This window comes from Enterococcus sp. AMC1251 (assembly GCF_058216535.1).
Window position 1 is genome coordinate 2,418,078 of the sequence record NZ_CM177098.1, and the last position, 16,634, is coordinate 2,434,711.

General features: G+C 35.0%; 16 protein-coding genes. 1 reads left to right on the forward strand and 15 read right to left on the reverse strand.

The window, feature by feature from the left end:
• Window positions 1-272 precede the first annotated feature (272 nt).
• The gene (locus AC4BBR_RS11380) at window positions 273-1,241 is read left to right on the forward strand and encodes a GIY-YIG nuclease family protein (protein WP_490462115.1); all 969 of its coding nucleotides are present in this window, start codon (window positions 273-275) and stop codon (window positions 1,239-1,241) included.
• 32 nt (window positions 1,242-1,273) lie between these two features.
• On the opposite strand, the gene AC4BBR_RS11385 is transcribed toward AC4BBR_RS11380, so the two are convergent.
• The 15 genes from AC4BBR_RS11385 to cls form a co-directional block, all read right to left on the reverse strand.
• The gene (locus AC4BBR_RS11385; protein ID WP_490459653.1) at window positions 1,274-1,639 is read right to left on the reverse strand and encodes a phage holin family protein; all 366 of its coding nucleotides are present in this window, start codon (window positions 1,637-1,639) and stop codon (window positions 1,274-1,276) included.
• Window positions 1,639-1,959: a PspC domain-containing protein gene (locus AC4BBR_RS11390; protein ID WP_490459654.1), complete on the reverse strand. Its 321-nt coding sequence runs from the start codon at window positions 1,957-1,959 to the stop codon at window positions 1,639-1,641. The genes AC4BBR_RS11385 and AC4BBR_RS11390 overlap by 1 nt, the downstream gene beginning before the upstream one ends.
• A 139-nt stretch (window positions 1,960-2,098) precedes the next feature.
• On the reverse strand, window positions 2,099-3,700 hold the full coding sequence (gene liaX, locus AC4BBR_RS11395) for a daptomycin-sensing surface protein LiaX (RefSeq protein WP_490459655.1): 1,602 nt from the start codon (window positions 3,698-3,700) through the stop codon (window positions 2,099-2,101).
• Window positions 3,701-3,961: 261 nt separating this feature from the next.
• Window positions 3,962-5,263 carry a pyrimidine-nucleoside phosphorylase gene (locus AC4BBR_RS11400; protein WP_490459656.1) on the reverse strand — a complete coding sequence of 434 codons (1,302 nt, stop codon included), beginning with the start codon at window positions 5,261-5,263 and terminating at the stop codon, window positions 3,962-3,964.
• A gap of 33 nt (window positions 5,264-5,296) precedes the next feature.
• Entirely contained in the window at window positions 5,297-5,968 is a 672-nt protein-coding gene (gene deoC, locus AC4BBR_RS11405; RefSeq protein WP_490459657.1) for a deoxyribose-phosphate aldolase, read from the reverse strand.
• Window positions 5,969-6,075: 107 nt separating this feature from the next.
• The gene (deoR, locus tag AC4BBR_RS11410; RefSeq protein ID WP_490459658.1) at window positions 6,076-7,014 is read right to left on the reverse strand and encodes a DNA-binding transcriptional repressor DeoR; all 939 of its coding nucleotides are present in this window, start codon (window positions 7,012-7,014) and stop codon (window positions 6,076-6,078) included.
• 71 nt (window positions 7,015-7,085) lie between these two features.
• Window positions 7,086-7,847: a tyrosine-protein phosphatase gene (locus AC4BBR_RS11415; RefSeq protein WP_490459659.1), complete on the reverse strand. Its 762-nt coding sequence runs from the start codon at window positions 7,845-7,847 to the stop codon at window positions 7,086-7,088.
• Window positions 7,848-7,860: 13 nt separating this feature from the next.
• The gene (uhpT, locus tag AC4BBR_RS11420; RefSeq protein WP_490462116.1) at window positions 7,861-9,231 is read right to left on the reverse strand and encodes a hexose-6-phosphate:phosphate antiporter UhpT; all 1,371 of its coding nucleotides are present in this window, start codon (window positions 9,229-9,231) and stop codon (window positions 7,861-7,863) included.
• Window positions 9,232-9,503: 272 nt separating this feature from the next.
• Window positions 9,504-10,175 (reverse strand): phosphate signaling complex protein PhoU, encoded by a 672-nt coding sequence (phoU, locus tag AC4BBR_RS11425; protein WP_490459660.1) that lies wholly within the window; start codon window positions 10,173-10,175, stop codon window positions 9,504-9,506.
• Between the two features lie 18 nt (window positions 10,176-10,193).
• Window positions 10,194-10,952, reverse strand: a complete 759-nt coding sequence (gene pstB / locus AC4BBR_RS11430) for a phosphate ABC transporter ATP-binding protein PstB (RefSeq protein ID WP_490459661.1) — start codon at window positions 10,950-10,952, stop codon at window positions 10,194-10,196.
• A 10-nt stretch (window positions 10,953-10,962) separates the two neighbouring features.
• Window positions 10,963-11,763, reverse strand: coding sequence for a phosphate ABC transporter ATP-binding protein PstB (pstB, locus tag AC4BBR_RS11435; RefSeq protein ID WP_490459662.1), 801 nt, complete (start codon window positions 11,761-11,763; stop codon window positions 10,963-10,965).
• Between the two features lie 16 nt (window positions 11,764-11,779).
• Window positions 11,780-12,664 (reverse strand): phosphate ABC transporter permease PstA, encoded by an 885-nt coding sequence (gene pstA, locus AC4BBR_RS11440; protein WP_490459663.1) that lies wholly within the window; start codon window positions 12,662-12,664, stop codon window positions 11,780-11,782.
• Window positions 12,664-13,584, reverse strand: a complete 921-nt coding sequence (gene pstC, locus AC4BBR_RS11445) for a phosphate ABC transporter permease subunit PstC (RefSeq protein ID WP_490459664.1) — start codon at window positions 13,582-13,584, stop codon at window positions 12,664-12,666. Before pstC ends, pstA begins: the two co-directional genes overlap by 1 nt.
• Before the next feature lie 221 nt (window positions 13,585-13,805).
• The gene (locus AC4BBR_RS11450; protein WP_490459665.1) at window positions 13,806-14,660 is read right to left on the reverse strand and encodes a phosphate ABC transporter substrate-binding protein PstS; all 855 of its coding nucleotides are present in this window, start codon (window positions 14,658-14,660) and stop codon (window positions 13,806-13,808) included.
• A 436-nt stretch (window positions 14,661-15,096) separates the two neighbouring features.
• Window positions 15,097-16,545, reverse strand: coding sequence for a cardiolipin synthase (cls, locus tag AC4BBR_RS11455; RefSeq protein ID WP_490459666.1), 1,449 nt, complete (start codon window positions 16,543-16,545; stop codon window positions 15,097-15,099).
• Window positions 16,546-16,634 lie beyond the last annotated feature (89 nt).

Consider the following 16,634-nt stretch of genomic DNA (forward strand, 5'->3'; position numbering starts at 1 on the left):
GGAACTATCCATTAGCTCTATTCGCGATTCTATTCATCTAAAAGAAACTATTCTAATTATATTTACTCGCCCTAAAAAACATTTGTTTATTTATTAATATAAATAAGAACATACCATGAATGTTACACTTACATAACTTATTATCATTAAATATTTAGTGTTACTATATTGACTAGATTCAAGCATACTTACTTATTGACTATCTCTATTTAATTCGTATACTTAGTTTGTACTGTTTCCAGTGATAAAAACATGTATTGGATGTGTTTCTCATAAAAAATAATTTAAAAGAACAAGCGAGAAATCTACCTTTAGCCCCCGGTGTCTATTTAATGAAAGATAAACATGGAGCAATCATCTATGTAGGTAAGTCAAAAAAAATACGGGAACGTGTCGGTAGCTATTTTGTTCAGAACAAACAACATTCAAGTAAAACAATTCGGATGATCCAACAACTACATAGTTTCGATGTGATTGAAGTAGACTCCGAACTTGACGCTCTCTTGCTAGAATGCGAATTGATTCAAGAATACCGTCCAATATATAATCGGCAGATGAACTCTTTTGAAAAATATAAATATATTGAAATCAATATGGAAAAAGAAGACATTTCACTCAATATATGCACTGTCCCAACGAAAAAAAATTGCTTTGGTCCTTTTTCCATCAATAGGAAACTTTCAGAACTAAAACAAATTTTAGAAAACCTATATGGATTAAATCAGAAAAATTATTGGCAACAAACTTTCTCTGAAAACGCCATGCCTCAATTAGACTCAAAGACTGTTGCTACAGGATTGTTTGGTGCATTCACTCAGAACAATCAACTACCTCAAAATCGTTTAGAAGAAAAAATGATTTTAGCCGCAAAAAATCAGTCATTTGAAAAGGCACTGAAATTACGTGAAGATTGGCAATTTCTCACGCGCTTTTTCAATCAAAATAAAAAATTGATCCTAGCATCTCAAACCAATTGGCAACTTTTGTCTATTCCGATTGATTCAAAAATAAAATATTATCTGATCTATCAAGGTCTTATTCTAAATAGCCGAATCCTTACGAAACAAACTTTTTCTAAATATACACCTAATGAAGTCGCAAAAAAAGCTCTTCCTAAGAATAAGCCTGAAAACATCCAGCAGTTTTCCAAAGAACAAGTCGATTTTATCAATATTTTGTATAATTACATTAACCAGCACAAAGAATGTCAACTCATCGAACTTACTGATCCGTTTCTATAAAAAAGGATAAAACCCCATTTATCGTTTGGGTTTTATCCTTTTTCACTATATTTATCTATATTACGTTCACTAACGATCATATTTACTAAAGACATAATTACTGCCATTAAGATGGCCGCTCCAAAACTAGAAAAACCAAAATTCATTTCTCCAACAAAGGAAGAGGTCATTTTTAAAATCACCGCATTCACAATGAAGCTAAACAAACCTAATGTAAGCAACGTAAATGGAAGCGATAAAATCGTCAACACTGGTTTTACTAACATATTTAATATAGAGAGCACAAATGCTGCAATAACCGCCATCCAAATACTTCTCACATAAATCATATTCGGAAAAATCACTGAGAGTGAAACAAATGTCAACGTATTAACGATCAAACGTTGAAAGTATGTCATTAGAAGTCACTCCAGTCATCATCGTTCACTTTTTCTGCTTGTTTTCTTTGTTTTTGTTCCTTAGCATACGGATTGGGATTACGTGTATTTCTATTGTACGGGTTTTTATGACCATAGCTGTTGTAATTTTTATGTCTACCTGAAGGAATCAAGACAGCTAAAACAATGTATAGAAAAATCGGACTGCCAATAAAGACAAAGCTAGCTACCACATAAATCACACGTATAATCGTAGGATCTATACCTAACCATTCTGCAATTCCCGCTAAGGTTCCTGTTAGTACCACATTATTGGGAGATTTTGTCAATCGTTTTCTCATTTTTTTCACCTCTCATCTCTTAAATTTTATACTAATATAGCTAAAAAATCATCTTTTCTCTTCCATAAGATAGTTAAGAGCACTACTCTTAACTATCTAAGAAGAGGTGATATTTTCTAAATGATCAAGTTCTACACATTTATTTATCTGTGTCTTTTAAATAAATGTTTCCTGTTGTTGTAGAAGCATTGATTTGCGCCATATCATCATCATTTAATCGTCTAAACTGTAGTAATTGATTGGTTCTTTCTTTCTTTTCACGAGTAATTTCGTAATCACTTAAACGACTATTGATACTACCTAAGCTTGTTTTTACTGTCCCTTCAATCCCTAGTTCAGTTGGTAATGCAATTTTTACATTGCCATTGACTGAACTTGCTTCTATTTTACGTAGTGTTTTTTCTTTTGCTGTGATACGAACATCACCATTGATCAATGAAACGCCGATTGTTTGGGGTGTTGCAGCGATTGTTATTGTCCCATTAACGGTTTCGATGATATTATCAAGGATTTCACCATCCAAGACCTTAATGTCACCATTCACGCCTTCTATTTCAAGCATTGTTGCATCAATTTTATTAAATGTAATAGAGCCATTTGTTGATTTAGTATAAACATCTTTTGCCTTCAAAGATTCAACTGTGACATTTCCGTTTAATAATTTAACTGACACGTGATCAAATGTCCGTTCTGGCAAGTAAAAAATCAAGTCTGCACGAACGCGTTTATTTGGAATTTGGAAGGAAATCACTTCATCATCCACATCGATCTGACTTCTTTCCAAAAAGGCTTCTAGTGGTGTTTCCGCATCCATTTTACCATAAAGTTTGATTTTTCCTTCTACTTTCACATCAGGCTGATCCCATGTTTTAAACACGATATTTCCGTTTGCAACTTTAACATCAATTAAACTCGCAAGTGGTGCTGGATAATTAAATTCATGTTCAAATTTTGTTGTAGCAACACCTGGAACTTTAAAACTAACATCTTTCCATTCCATGTTATCATTCATAGTTTCTGAGAATGTGCTAAATGTTTTTTTAAGGAATGAACCTAATTGAGAGCCTGCTTCACTCATTTTTTCTCCGACTTGATTGATGGTATCTGTTGCTTGATCTTTCCAGTCATCAGGAATATCAAATTTTGAGGCCACACGATCTTTCGTACCCGACCATTGTTCTTTACGAATGTTTTTCAATTCAGCTTCGAGAGCGATTTTTTCTTGAATGCGGTCATCTAAAGAATCTTCTAATGATTTGATTTCAGCTTCTAGTGACGTTCTTAACGCTAGATCTTCGTTTGTTAATTCACTTAATTCTTCTTTAGTGTTTAATTCCATTAATTTTTCTTGTGCTTCTTTGATTTCTTCTTTGACTCCAGCAATTTCAGCGTTAATTTCATCCAGCTCAACAGAAGCACGGTTTGCTTCGGTTGCTAGATTGTCTAGAATTTTTTCTAAGCGTTCATGATCTTGTGCTTCTTTTGCTTTAACATCTTCATCAGAAATTTCAGGTTCGACTACGTCTTCTTCCTTTTGATTTTCTAACTTATTTAATAAATCTACGACTTTATCATTCTCTTTTGTGTCAACAGTTGGATTTGTTACATTTACTTGGTCGGCAGCTTTTTTGATTTGTTTTTCATCTTTTTCTGTCGCCATGTTTTCTAATAAGACTAAAGCTTCCTCCGAAGATAGGATACCTTTTTTAACTAAGTCTAATACTCTTTCTCTTTCTTTCATGGAAATTGCCTCCTTAGCAAATTTTTCACCCGAGGGTGTTTTCCTTATGTACCTATTATGCCTTCTTTTTATTTATTTGTCATAGGACTTAAGAATGAATTTTTGGTAGTCCTCAAGGGTAACAAGTAATTTATTTCGATTTTTGGGCTATATAATAAGAAGAGAGTGTTCAAATCTAATAAAAAAAGAAATAAAACAAGATCTGTTTCATTTCTTTTAGTATATGTGAAATAGACACTTTTAGGTTATCAATTGCTTAGATTATTTGTGAATCTCACGATAAATTAATTTATTTTCTGACATGTCTGATCCAATGCGGATATTCTCTTTGATCATCGCCACAACATCAGCAACGTCTTCTTGATTTGCAAAAATCGTGACTAAGCTGTCACCTTTTTTAACAGGATCGCCCACTTTTTTCCTTAAAACTAGCCCAACTGCTAAATCGATATCGTCTTCTTTTGTTTCTCGACCTGCGCCTAGTTTCATTGCAGCTACACCAATATTATCAGCAACAATTTCTGAAATAAAACCATCTGAATCTGAAATAACTTCAAATTCAAACTTAGCTTGTGGTAATAAGCTAGGATCATCGACCCATTCAGGATTACCACCTTGATTTTTGATAAATTGTTTGAATTTAACTAAAGCAGAACCATCTTTGATCACACCTGTTAACATTTTCCTAGCATCTGCTAAAGAATCTGCTTTATCAGCTAACACAACCATTTGGCTACCGAGTGTTAGAACAAGCTCAGTTAAGTCTTCTGGTCCATTGCCATGTAAAGTATCGATCGCTTCTTGCACTTCTAATGAATTTCCAATTGCATTTCCTAGTGGTTGTGACATATCAGAGATGATAGCCATCGTGTTCCTACCAACTAGATTACCGATTCTAACCATCGCGGAAGCAAGTTCTGCTGCATCTTCTTCCGTCTTCATAAAAGCACCTGCCCCTGTCTTAACATCTAAAACAATCGCATCAGCACCTGCTGCAATTTTCTTACTCATGATCGAACTTGCTATTAGTGGAATCGAGCTAACTGTCGCTGTTACATCTCTCAGTGCATACAGCTTTTTATCGGCGGGTGTTAAATTCCCAGATTGACCGATGACAGAGATTTTGTCGCGATTGACCATCTCAGTAAATTCATCATCTGTTAATTCTACATGAAACCCTTCAAAAGCTTCCAATTTATCGATTGTACCACCTGTGTGACCTAAGCCACGTCCTGACATTTTTGCAAATGGAATGTCAAGCGCTGCAACTAAGGGTGCTAAAACTAAAGTCGTCGTATCACCAACACCGCCTGTTGAGTGTTTATCGACCTTTATACCTTCGATATTCGATAAATCAATCACATCACCAGAATGAACCATTGCCAATGTTAAGTTGGCTCTTTCTTCATCCGACATATCTTGGAAGTAAACGGCCATCAAAAAGGCACTTACCTGATAATCTGGAATCGTATCATTTGTTAACCCTTCAATAAAAAATTGGATTTCTTCTTTACTTAATTCATTACCATTTCTCTTTTTTTCAATAATGTCAACCATTCTCATATTTTGCACCTCGCGCTCTTAATTGTTTAAATTTTAATAGCCACCCGTTGTATCTTTGATTGCTTCATCAACAATAGCAACACTTGAGCTTGCACCTACTCTTGAAGCACCCGCATGAATCATGGCTTTCGTATCATCTGCTGTACGAATACCACCTGAGGCTTTTACACCAATATCTGAACCGACTGTTTTACGCATTAAGGCAACATCTTTGATCGTAGCTCCACCTGTAGAAAATCCAGTTGATGTTTTAACAAAATCTGCACCTGCTTGAACAGATAATTTTGATGCTATTGCAATTTCTCTGTCAGTTAATAGACAATTTTCAAGAATCACTTTAACTAATGCTTTGCCTTTAGCTGCCTTAACAACTGCCTCGATATCTTTTAAAACAGTCTCTTGATCTCCTGATTTTAATGCACCAACATTAATCACCATATCTACTTCAGTTGCACCGTTTTTGATAACTTCCTCTGTTTCAAACACTTTTGTTGCTGTGGTATTTGCACCTAAAGGAAATCCAATAACTGTACAAATTTCTACGGAAGTGCCCGCTAATTCTTTGCTGGCTTGATTTACCCAGTAAGGATTCACGCAAACTGAAGCAAATTCATATTTTTTTGCTTCGTCGATCAAAGTTAAAATTGCTTTCTCATCTGCTTCTGGTTTTAATAATGTATGGTCAATCATTTTATTTATGTTCATTGTGTTCTCCCCTTCCGGAAATTCCGTTCTACACAGAAGAAATTCCGTTCATAATAAGCATTTATAAAAGAGTAGAAATTTACTCTACTCCGATTTCCAACTATAAATTAGTAATTTAAAAGTTTCATTGCTGTAAATTTATCTATCAACAGTACATTAGCATATCCACCAACTAAGGCGCCATGAATTGCCTTGATTTTACGATCTCCACCAGCAATTAGAATTGATTTTTCTTTTGTCTTCAACTCATCAAGTTCAATACCGATCGTACGATTATTGATTTCTTCATCGCTGATCTTGCCATCTTCATTGAAAAATCTAGAACAAATATCACCAACTGCATTTGCTTTGAGCGATTTTTCTTCTTTTTCAGTAAAATAGCCTAAACGGAAATGGAGTGATTCACTTTGAACCGTTCCGACAGTAAAAACAGCAATGTTCGCTTGTCTCCCTAATTCAATAACCTTACGGATATGACGATCTTCTACAACTAAATCTTTGGCTTCCTTACTATCTAAAATGACTGGTAGAGGAAATGTTCTTGCTTTAGTATTTAGAATTTCTGCAAGTAATGTAATCGTCTCAAATGCATAATTATTAACATCAAAGTAAGCAATACCGCCTTTTAATTGGACAACTTCTACTCCCTTGACATCCATCTGACTCATCTTAGAAACAGTCTTATGCATCGTCGTCCCCCAACTAACCCCAACGATGTCACCACTTTTGATAGTATCTTCAAGATATTCAGCAGCATAAGAAGTCAAATATTCTGATATAGAATTGTAGTTTGGGTCAGGTGAAAAAGCGACATGTACATCAACCAAATTATATTTTTCTTTTAACTTTTTTTCGATTTCAAATAAATCTGAAAAAGGATCAAAAATGGTAATTTGAACATAGCCTTTTTCTTTTGCATAGTTTAGCAATCGTGAAATCGTTGGACGTGAGACATTTAATTTTTCAGCTATTTCCTGCTGACTAAGTGAAGATTGATAGTAGAGCCTTGCGACTTCAATACTAAGTTGTTGTTTTTCTTTATCCATAAGTATTTTGTCCGTTCCTTATTATTTAAGCTCATTATAACAAGAACAAACAAGTATGACAAATAGGCTCTTTAGTCTGTTAAATAGATACTTCTTAATTCAGTCAGTTTTTGTTGATCGAAATCCAAACATTCAGCTGCATATTTTTCGGCTGTCTCAAAGTTTTTTTCAATTAAATTGAAGGCATGATCTAAATACTCTTCTTTTACGTACAATGCTGTCGCTAAGGATTCAAGTTGTTCTTCATTAAATCCTTGCTCTCTGAATTGTTGTACTAATTCGTCATTCGCTTTCTTTCTTTCATTATTTGTAATCAGAAAATCTTTGTATATCTCTTCTTTTTCTACGTCTAATAATAACAACAATAATGCTGAAGCATAACCTGTTCGGTCTTTGCCCGCAAAACAATGAAAAATCGTTGATCCCTTTTTATTTGCTAAAATATACTCCATAAATTCAGTAAAACCTTCTTGTGCACCTGAATTCAGTATCAGATCCTCATATACGCCTAGCATGTGTTTATCGACGGCTTCGATTGATTTCAATTTGGCAAAATCAGCCAAACTTGAGTTTTTAGCATTCATTTTTCCAAGCAAATCTAAATTAACATACTCCACATCTTTGATTAGTGTATCTGGAGATTCACTGATCTCAAATTCTCTTCTAAAATCAATAATTCTTTTTAGATTAAACTCATCAACCAAAGTAGTCTGTGTTTCTTGATCTAAATTTACCAAATGACCCGAGCGTAATAATTTTTTTGCTTTGACAATTTTTCCTTCTTTATTTTTAATACCGCCTAAATCTCTGAAATTCGTAATTTGTACGTTCATCTGTCTACTCCTTTTATGCACTTACTTTTTTTCGTCTTCTTTCTTCTGCTAACGCTACAATTCCTAAAAGAACAGCAATAATCACAATTGAAATGTAAAAAATGATAAATGTATCATTCCAACCATGCAGTATATGACCAAAGAAATTCACTCCATCTTTCGCTGGATCAGAGATTTTAGCTAAAAGAATTTTTGCCATTGAATCACCAAAAAGATAAGCGAATGCACCTAATAGTCCACCAGAAACAACTGTTGCTTTTTTGGGGACAAATCCTAACATTGATAAATTAATCAACAATTGTGGACCAAAAACCATCATCCCTAACATAAATAATGAAGCATTGATTACGAGTTCCGTCGTGCCAAGTTGATATCCAATAATTCCGATTGGTAATAAAATCGTACTAACAGTTGCTACTAAAGCAGGACGACCTTTTAATAAATCCGAAAGATATCCCCAAGCTAAGCAACCAATCAGTGCACCCATTTCAAAGTAAAAAATCGTTTGAGCTGCTGCTTCTTGTGAAAAATGCAAATGTTCTGTCACGTATAACGGCGCCCAGTTATCGATGCCGATTCGAACTATATAAACAAATACATTCGCCACACATAAGACCCAAATGTACGGATTCGTTAATAAATATTTTTTGAAAATTTCCCATTTCGTTAAATTCTCGGCATCCACATTGGCTTTTTCAATTGGTTCACCAAAGATTTCTTCACTAGAATTCCAACCTAAATCTTCTGGTTTATTTTTCCCAATGAAAAATGTTCCCACAGCAACAACAGCTGCGACGATAGCTGGAATAATAAACATCCCTGCAACTTGTCCCTTGAAGAAAGTTGTTGCACACCAAACAGCAAAAATTCCTGCAAAGCCACCGCCGATATTATGTGATGCGTTCCATAAACCAATGTATCTACCACGATTGCTTCTGGTTGTCCATTGTGTGATCACAGAAGCACAACTCGGGCCTCCAACACATTGGAACAAGCCATTTAATGACCATAAAACAACAATCCAGCCCATTGGCACATTATTCATCGTAAAGAGAATCCCCATACATAAAACTGTAATTGAAGACAATAATAACAAAATAGATAAAATCTTCTTTGTGTTTTTCCCATCTACAATATATCCAACAACAAATTTGCCAAACCCATAAACAATAGAAAAGACAAAACCTATATACCCAAGATCTGTCGTTGTAAGACCTAGTTGGCTTTTTAATAGTGGCTGTGCTGCCTTGAAGTTATTACGAATCATGTACATCGTGATATAAATCACTACAACGACTAAAAACGGTTTCATAAATTCTTTGAACCATTGTTTTCTTTGTTCAGCTAAGGTTGGTTGCTTCATATTATCAACAACTGCATTCATATCTTCCAAATTTCCTCACCCCAAAATTTTAATTATAATGGTTAGCGCTTTCCAATATAATTGTATAATACACGAGCCCAGAACAAATGTAAACAATATATTGAAATTATGTTCAAAACATTATTTACATTTGTTTACTCAGCTATAGCCAAGATAAAAAATAGAGTGTGAAACAAAAGTAAAAATCACTTTTATTTCACACTCTAAATGCGAGTAAACAGCGAACTCAGAAGCAGCCCTTTCTGTCTCTACTCTACCTTCAATTTATACTATTACTCATCGTGATTGCTATTTAACTCTGTGATTTTACCTGTTGCTAAATACACAATCCACTCACAGATATTCGTCACATAATCTCCAATACGCTCTAAATAAGTCGCTACATGTAGATAGTCAGTTCCACTGACAACCGTTTCTGGATTTGCCTGCATCGCTTTAATGGAATGGCTATAGATGCTGTCAAAATATTCATTGACTCTGGTGTCCATTTTAGCAATCATACGAGCATCTTTTTGATCCGTCTTTACGTAAGCAATCAATACATTATCAACCATTTTCTTTACGTAATCTGACATATCAGAAATTTCTTTTTCGATTTCGGGAATTCTTGTCTCACCTTTTAAACGAATTGTTGATTTTGCAATCGATACAGCGTGATCAGCCATCCTCTCTAAGTCAGAGCTAGCTTTCATGACTGTAATGATCATTCTCAGATCTGTCGTTACTGGCTGCTGTAAAGCAATCATTTCAAAACTTTTTTTTTCTAGTTTAACTTCCATATCATTAATTTCTACATCATAGTCAATGACTTCATTAGCAATCTTTTTATCATGGTTGATATAAGCACGTACAGATTTATGTACAGCATTACTCACCATCATCCCCATTTCATAAAATTGATTATGGAGATTTAATAGTTCTTCTTCAAATTGGCTACGCAACATGCGTGTTCCTCCTTTTGTTTAACCAAATTTTCCAGAAATATAATCTTCTGTTTGTTTTTGTTTAGGATTTAAGAATATTTTTTTCGTATCATTGAATTCTATCAACTCTCCTTGTAAAAAGAAAGCCGTTTTATCAGAAATCCGTGAAGCTTGGGACATGTTGTGGGTCACCATGATCATCGTATACTTTTCTTTCAGTGTTAAAAGCATATTCTCAATCTTACCACTTGAAACAGGATCCAGCGCACTTGTAGGTTCATCTAATAAAATAATTTCAGGATCAACAGCTAAAACACGAGCAATACAAACCCGTTGTTGCTGTCCACCAGATAAAGACAAGGCACTTTTATGCAGTTTATCTTTCACATCATCCCAAACAGATGCTGCTTTTAAACTATTTTCTACCGCTTCATCTAGTACTTGTTTGTCTTTCTCACCTTTTAAACGTAACCCATAAATCACATTTTCATAGATAGAAAAAGGGAAAGGGTTTGGTTGTTGGAATACCATGCCAATTTCTTTACGTAAGTCTACGATATCTGTTTTTGGACCATAAATATCTTTGCCTTTGTATACCACACTACCAGTAATTGTTACCCCGGGAATCAAATCATTCATTCGATTCAATGAACGTAGATAAGTCGATTTACCACAACCAGACGGTCCGATCATTGCAGTAATTTCCCCTTGATTAATATTTAAATCGATTCCTTTTAAGGCTTCTTTTTTACCGTAATATAAATGCAAATCTTTTGATGAAATAATTTCTTTTGTCATCTTGCTCCTCCTAACCAAAATGTCCAGAAACGTAGTCTTCTGTCGCTTGAATTTTTGGTCGTGTAAAGATTTTTCTTGTTTCATCGTATTCGATCACTTTCCCCAAGTAGAAAAAAGCAGTATAATCACTAATACGAGCCGCTTGCTGCATATTATGGGTTACAATAATGATCGTATAATCATCTTTTAGATTCACCAATGTTTCTTCCACTTTACCTGTTGAAATCGGATCTAACGCACTGGCTGGTTCATCTAAAAGTAAAATATCTGGCTTCATGGCGATAGCTCTAGCTATACATAAACGTTGCTGTTGCCCACCTGATAAGGCTAACGCACTTTTATCTAAATTATCTTTGACTTGCTCCCAAAGTGCGGCTTGTTTTAAACTTGTTTCAACAATTTCATCTAGTTTTTTCTTATCTTTTTCACCATGTTGTTTTAAAGCAAATGTTATATTTTCATAAATTGATTTACTAAATGGATTTGGCCGTTGAAATACCATGCCGATTCGTTTACGCATTTCATAAACATCGACTTCTTTAGTATTGACGTTTACCCCTTTATACATAATATTCCCGGTTACTTTTGTATTAGCAATTCCGTCATTCATGCGATTTAATGAACGTAAATAAGTCGATTTACCACAACCAGATGGTCCAATTAACGCCGTGATTTTATTTTTTTCAAACTCTAGATCGACCCCTTTAATTGCCTCGTTATCTCCGTACCAAACATGTAAATCATCGGTATGCAAAGCGATCGGTTCAGGTAATTTAATAATATTGGTCTCATTTAAATTGTATTCTTTCATTCTGATTCCCCTAACATTAGGCTGATGTCATTCTTTTATATAATCTGTTTCCGATAAAACGTGCGCCGAAATTGAAGAGTAACACGACTAAAATCAGAACAGCAGAAGCGCCCGCGGAAACAGCAGCACCATCTGGCATTGTGCCTTCTGTATTGATTTTCCAAATATGAACGGCTAAGGTTTCAGCTTGACGGAAAATACTGATTGGGCTTGAAACGCTTAATGGATTCCAATTACTGAAATCTAATGCTGGCGCACTTTGTCCCGCAGTATAAATCAATGCAGCAGCTTCACCGAAAATTCTTCCAGAGCTCAAAATTACCCCAGTTAAAATACCTGGCAAAGCTTCTGGAACAACAACTTTCAGTACCGTTTCCCATCGTGATAAGCCTAATGATAGACCAGCTTCTCGTTGTGTATAATGAACAGCTTTTAACGACTCTTCAACATTTCTTGTCAACAAAGGTAAGTTGAAAAATGTTAACGCCAATGCTCCTGAAATAATTGAAAAGCCATAGCCAAGTTGCACAACAAAGATCAAAAAACCAAACAAACCAACAACGACTGAAGGAAGTGAGCTTAAAATTTCGATAGACGTACGAATCACATCAGTAACCCAGTTTTTCTTTGCATATTCAGATAAATAAATACCTGCACCCAATGAAATAGGAAAACTAATCAGCATTGTGATCAACAATAAGTATAATGAGTTGAATAATTGAATACCGATACCACCACCTGCTTGATAAGCTTTAGATGGTTTTGTTAAAAAATCCCAAGAAATATGCGGGATACCTCGAATTAAAATATAAAGGAGTAATGCAGCCAAAATCAAAACAATAACACTAGAAATGGCGTATAAGACACCTGTTGCAAATTTATCTGCTTTTTTTGCATTCATTATTTCAAGGCCCCTTTCCTACCAATGATTCGAATAATAATATTGAAAAATAAGGACATCAATAATAGGATCAACGCGAGTGACCAGAGTACATTGTTTTCTACTGTTCCCATAATTGTATTTCCAATACCCATAGTCAAAATACTAGTTAAAGTCGATGCAGGTGTTGTCAAACTAGATGGCATAATCGCTGCGTTTCCGATAACCATTTGAATCGCTAAAGCTTCACCGAAGGCACGTGCCATTCCAAAAACGACAGCAGTTAAAATTCCGGGAACTGCAGCGCGTAAAACCACTTTGTAAATTGTCTGCCAGCGAGTCGCACCTAAGGCTAACGAAGCTTCACGATAATGACGAGGAACTGATTTTAATGCATCAACAGTCATAGTTGTAACAGTTGGTAAAATCATAACAAACAGAACAAATGTCCCGGCTAGAATACCAAATCCTGTCCCGCCAAAAATCGAGCGAATAGAAGGAACGATCACCGATAATCCAATAAAACCGTAAACAACAGAAGGAATCCCAACTAATAGTTCAATAACTGGTTGTAAGATTTTGGAGCCTTTTTTAGGTGAGATTTCTGTCATAAACACTGCCGCGCCAATCGCAAACGGTGTTGCAATGATCGCTGACAAAAATGTTACAATAAAAGAACCTGCAATCATCGGCAAAGCTCCTACCATAGGCTGACCATCTGTTCCTGTTTCACTTGGATTCCAGTTTGTACCGAATAAAAAGTCGGATACTTTTATTTTATCTGTAAAAAAAGTCGCTAGACCCTTACTTGCTACGAAATAAAAGATCGATAAAACAACCAAAACAATCAAAGCGATACAAAGAAAACTAATAAATTTCCCTCGCTGTTCCATTCTAGCGCGCTTTGATTTTGTTAACAATTTCTTCTGCACATCTTCCAAGAAAATTCCTCCTTATTTTAAAAGCGTAGCAGGCTCGTTCAGCTCTGACTGGAAAATAGGACTGAGAGGCCTTTTATCTCATTCCTATTTTATCTTTCCAAGAAAATCCCCAAAATGCTCAACACTTTTTATAATAAAATCAGTGTAACTTTCCAACATAAATTTGCGTTTAATAACATGTAAATCTTGTGTTAAGTTTGTAAATTTTGTGTAAAGGTCAATTATTTAATAAGATTTCCTTGCCAATCCCGCTCTATTTCCATCTTAGAAACAGGAATATATCCTAATTGAGCAATAATTTTTTCTTGTACATCATCAGATAGCATAAAGTCTAAAAATTCATCCGTTAATTGCTTTGGCTTTCCTAATGTATACATATGTTCATAGGACCAAATTGTCCATTTATTCGTTACAACATTATCATCAGTTGGTTTTACACCATCAATGCTTAACGTATTAACTTCCTCATTCACATAAGAAAAAGCAGTATAACTGATTGCTCCTGGTGTATCAGCAACAATAGAACGAACCATTCCGCTTGAATCTTGTTCTTGGGCTTGGATCGCCGTTTTACCGTCTAATACCCAACGCTCAAAAGTCACACGTGTACCACTTCCGGCAGCACGATTCAGCATAACAATTGGAATATCTTTTCCACCGATTTCTTTCCAATTAGTTATTTCACCTAAAAAAATTTTTCTAAGGTTTTCTAATGAAATATCTGATACACCAACATTCTTGTTAACAATCGGAGTAATACCTACTACAGCAACCTTGTGATCTGTCAGTTTAGACGCATCGATTCCTTTTTTTTCTTCAGCAAATAAATCAGAATTTCCAATATCTACTGCACCAGACTGAACTTGGCTCAATCCAGTGCCACTTCCGCCTCCTTGAACGTTGACAAAACGCCCTGGATTTTGATTTTGGAACTCTTCTGCTGCAGTTTCAACTAAAGGTTGTAATGCTGATGAACCAACCGCTGTAATCGATTCACCTCGATCGATCCATTTAGCACAGCCCGATAAAGTTAATATTCCAATTAGACTAAAAAATAATAGCATTTTCTTTTTCATTTATGTCATAATCCTCCAAACTCAATTCAATCAATTCATTTTAACATTAACTGTTTCCGTTGAAAATTATAAGTTGTCTAAATTGATATTTTTTAGAATAAAATAACAAGAAAAGAAGTCATAAAAATAGGAAAAAGTTAAAATGAAAGAGGCCGAAACAAAAACGTTTAGCTCTGAGAAATAAGAGAGAACTCACGAAAATTGCTCTCCAAATTTTTGTGACCAAGTAGGTACTATTCTACATCAGCTCGTACCTCGCTGTGTTTCACAGCAATTTCAGTTTATTTCCGAAGCCTTCAAAACTTAGTGCTTTAGCACTTAGAATTTGATGTAATCGGAGCGAAGCGTAGTCGCTGCTTTTTTCTCGCCGTTTATTCAGATTTAGAGCGCAAAACAAAACTGATCTTTCGTTTTGTCCCACGCTCTTCAGCACTAATTATAACAACGGTGAAATTAGACGAGCTAAACCCTCTTTCAATTTGATGAGCACACCGCGATTGTGATATTTTTCTTCTGTCAAAAGCTCTGATACTTTAGAATCTTCGTAAAAAGCATCTCTTACTTCTTTTGAAAATTCTTGATCATAAATAAGTGTGTTAACTTCAAAATCAAGTCGGAATGAACGAACATCAATATTCGCAGACCCGACAGAAACGATTCCACCATCAATAATCATTGTTTTCGCGTGAATAAACCCATGTTCATAAGTTTCGATAATTGCGCCATATTCCAATAATTCAGCTGAAAATGAATATGTCGCCCAGTAAACCAGCATATGATCTGGTTTATTGGGTATTTGCATTCGTACTTTGACACCAGATAATAAAGCCAATTTTAATGCTTCATGGATCGAGGCATCTGGTATATAATATGGTGTTTGGATCAAGATTTCTTTTTTTGCTATTGAAATCATTTTCAAATAAGTCATCTTAATTTGTTCATGTTCCGAATCTGGACCACTAGTCACCACTTGAACTGCTCTTTTTCCATCAGAATAAATGGGTGGAAAATAAGCAGAATCGTAACTTAACTCTTTTCGATGTTGTGAATTCCAGTCCATTAAAAAGCGATTTTGCAAGCTATATACAGCTTCACCAAGGATCCGTAGATGATTATCTCGCCAATAACCAAATTTTTTAACTTCACCAAGGTATTCATTTCCGACATTGAATCCACCTGTATAGCCAATTTTACCATCAATCACCACAATTTTCCGATGATTTCGATAATTGATTCTTGGATTTAAATAAGGGACAAACAATGGAAAGAAAAAAGCAATCTCTCCACCGATTTTTTTTAGTTCTTCAAAAAATTTCATATTTACTTGTGTTGAGCCCCAGGCATCTAAGAGCAAACGGACTTTTACACCTCTTTTCACAGCATCGATCAGTTCTTGACGAATTTCTTTCCCTAGAGTATCGCCACGATAAATGTAATATTCCATATGTATGTGGTCTGTGGCTTGCCGAATGTCTTCGATTAATCTGTCAAACTTTTGTCTCCCATCCGTATATAAAAGGACCTCATTATTTGTCGTATACAAAGAGCTCTCAAATACAGTTAACATATAAATCAGTTGCTTTGAATCCACTTCTCCAGTTGGCGGATGGGGAAACAAACCTCTTAATAAAGATTGTTTCTCTGATTCTATTTCAGCATTCATCCCAATTTTAGCCTGCATCTTCATATCAAATATTTTGTCTTTTGAAATGCCGCGACCTAAGAAAATATAAAGAATAAAACCTACCACTGGAATAAACATTAACACAAGTAGCCATGACCACGTCTGAGCTGTTTGTTTCCGTTCTCGAAAAACAATAACTAACGATAATAGCATATTCGCAATAAAAATAATAACAAAGAAATTATCATACAAAAATTTCATTTATGCACCCCAATCACTTCACTCATAGAGTAAAGCATAACGAACTTATCAAAATAAGTAAAGAAAAAGCAGACAAAAATGTCTGCTTA

What these genes read in the sequence shown, in the direction of transcription:
- AC4BBR_RS11385 (WP_490459653.1), bottom strand. Translation starts at nt 1,639, where the DNA reads ATGACATACTTTCAACGTTTGATCGTTAATACGTTGACATTTGTTTCA.
- AC4BBR_RS11390 (WP_490459654.1), bottom strand. Translation starts at nt 1,959, where the DNA reads ATGAGAAAACGATTGACAAAATCTCCCAATAATGTGGTACTAACAGGA.
- liaX (WP_490459655.1), bottom strand. Translation starts at nt 3,700, where the DNA reads ATGAAAGAAAGAGAAAGAGTATTAGACTTAGTTAAAAAAGGTATCCTA.
- AC4BBR_RS11400 (WP_490459656.1), bottom strand. Translation starts at nt 5,263, where the DNA reads ATGAGAATGGTTGACATTATTGAAAAAAAGAGAAATGGTAATGAATTA.
- deoC (WP_490459657.1), bottom strand. Translation starts at nt 5,968, where the DNA reads ATGAACATAAATAAAATGATTGACCATACATTATTAAAACCAGAAGCA.
- deoR (WP_490459658.1), bottom strand. Translation starts at nt 7,014, where the DNA reads ATGGATAAAGAAAAACAACAACTTAGTATTGAAGTCGCAAGGCTCTAC.
- AC4BBR_RS11415 (WP_490459659.1), bottom strand. Translation starts at nt 7,847, where the DNA reads ATGAACGTACAAATTACGAATTTCAGAGATTTAGGCGGTATTAAAAAT.
- uhpT (WP_490462116.1), bottom strand. Translation starts at nt 9,231, where the DNA reads ATGAATGCAGTTGTTGATAATATGAAGCAACCAACCTTAGCTGAACAA.
- phoU (WP_490459660.1), bottom strand. Translation starts at nt 10,175, where the DNA reads ATGTTGCGTAGCCAATTTGAAGAAGAACTATTAAATCTCCATAATCAA.
- pstB (WP_490459661.1), bottom strand. Translation starts at nt 10,952, where the DNA reads ATGACAAAAGAAATTATTTCATCAAAAGATTTGCATTTATATTACGGT.
- pstB (WP_490459662.1), bottom strand. Translation starts at nt 11,763, where the DNA reads ATGAAAGAATACAATTTAAATGAGACCAATATTATTAAATTACCTGAA.
- pstA (WP_490459663.1), bottom strand. Translation starts at nt 12,664, where the DNA reads ATGAATGCAAAAAAAGCAGATAAATTTGCAACAGGTGTCTTATACGCC.
- AC4BBR_RS11450 (WP_490459665.1), bottom strand. Translation starts at nt 14,660, where the DNA reads ATGAAAAAGAAAATGCTATTATTTTTTAGTCTAATTGGAATATTAACT.
- cls (WP_490459666.1), bottom strand. Translation starts at nt 16,545, where the DNA reads ATGAAATTTTTGTATGATAATTTCTTTGTTATTATTTTTATTGCGAAT.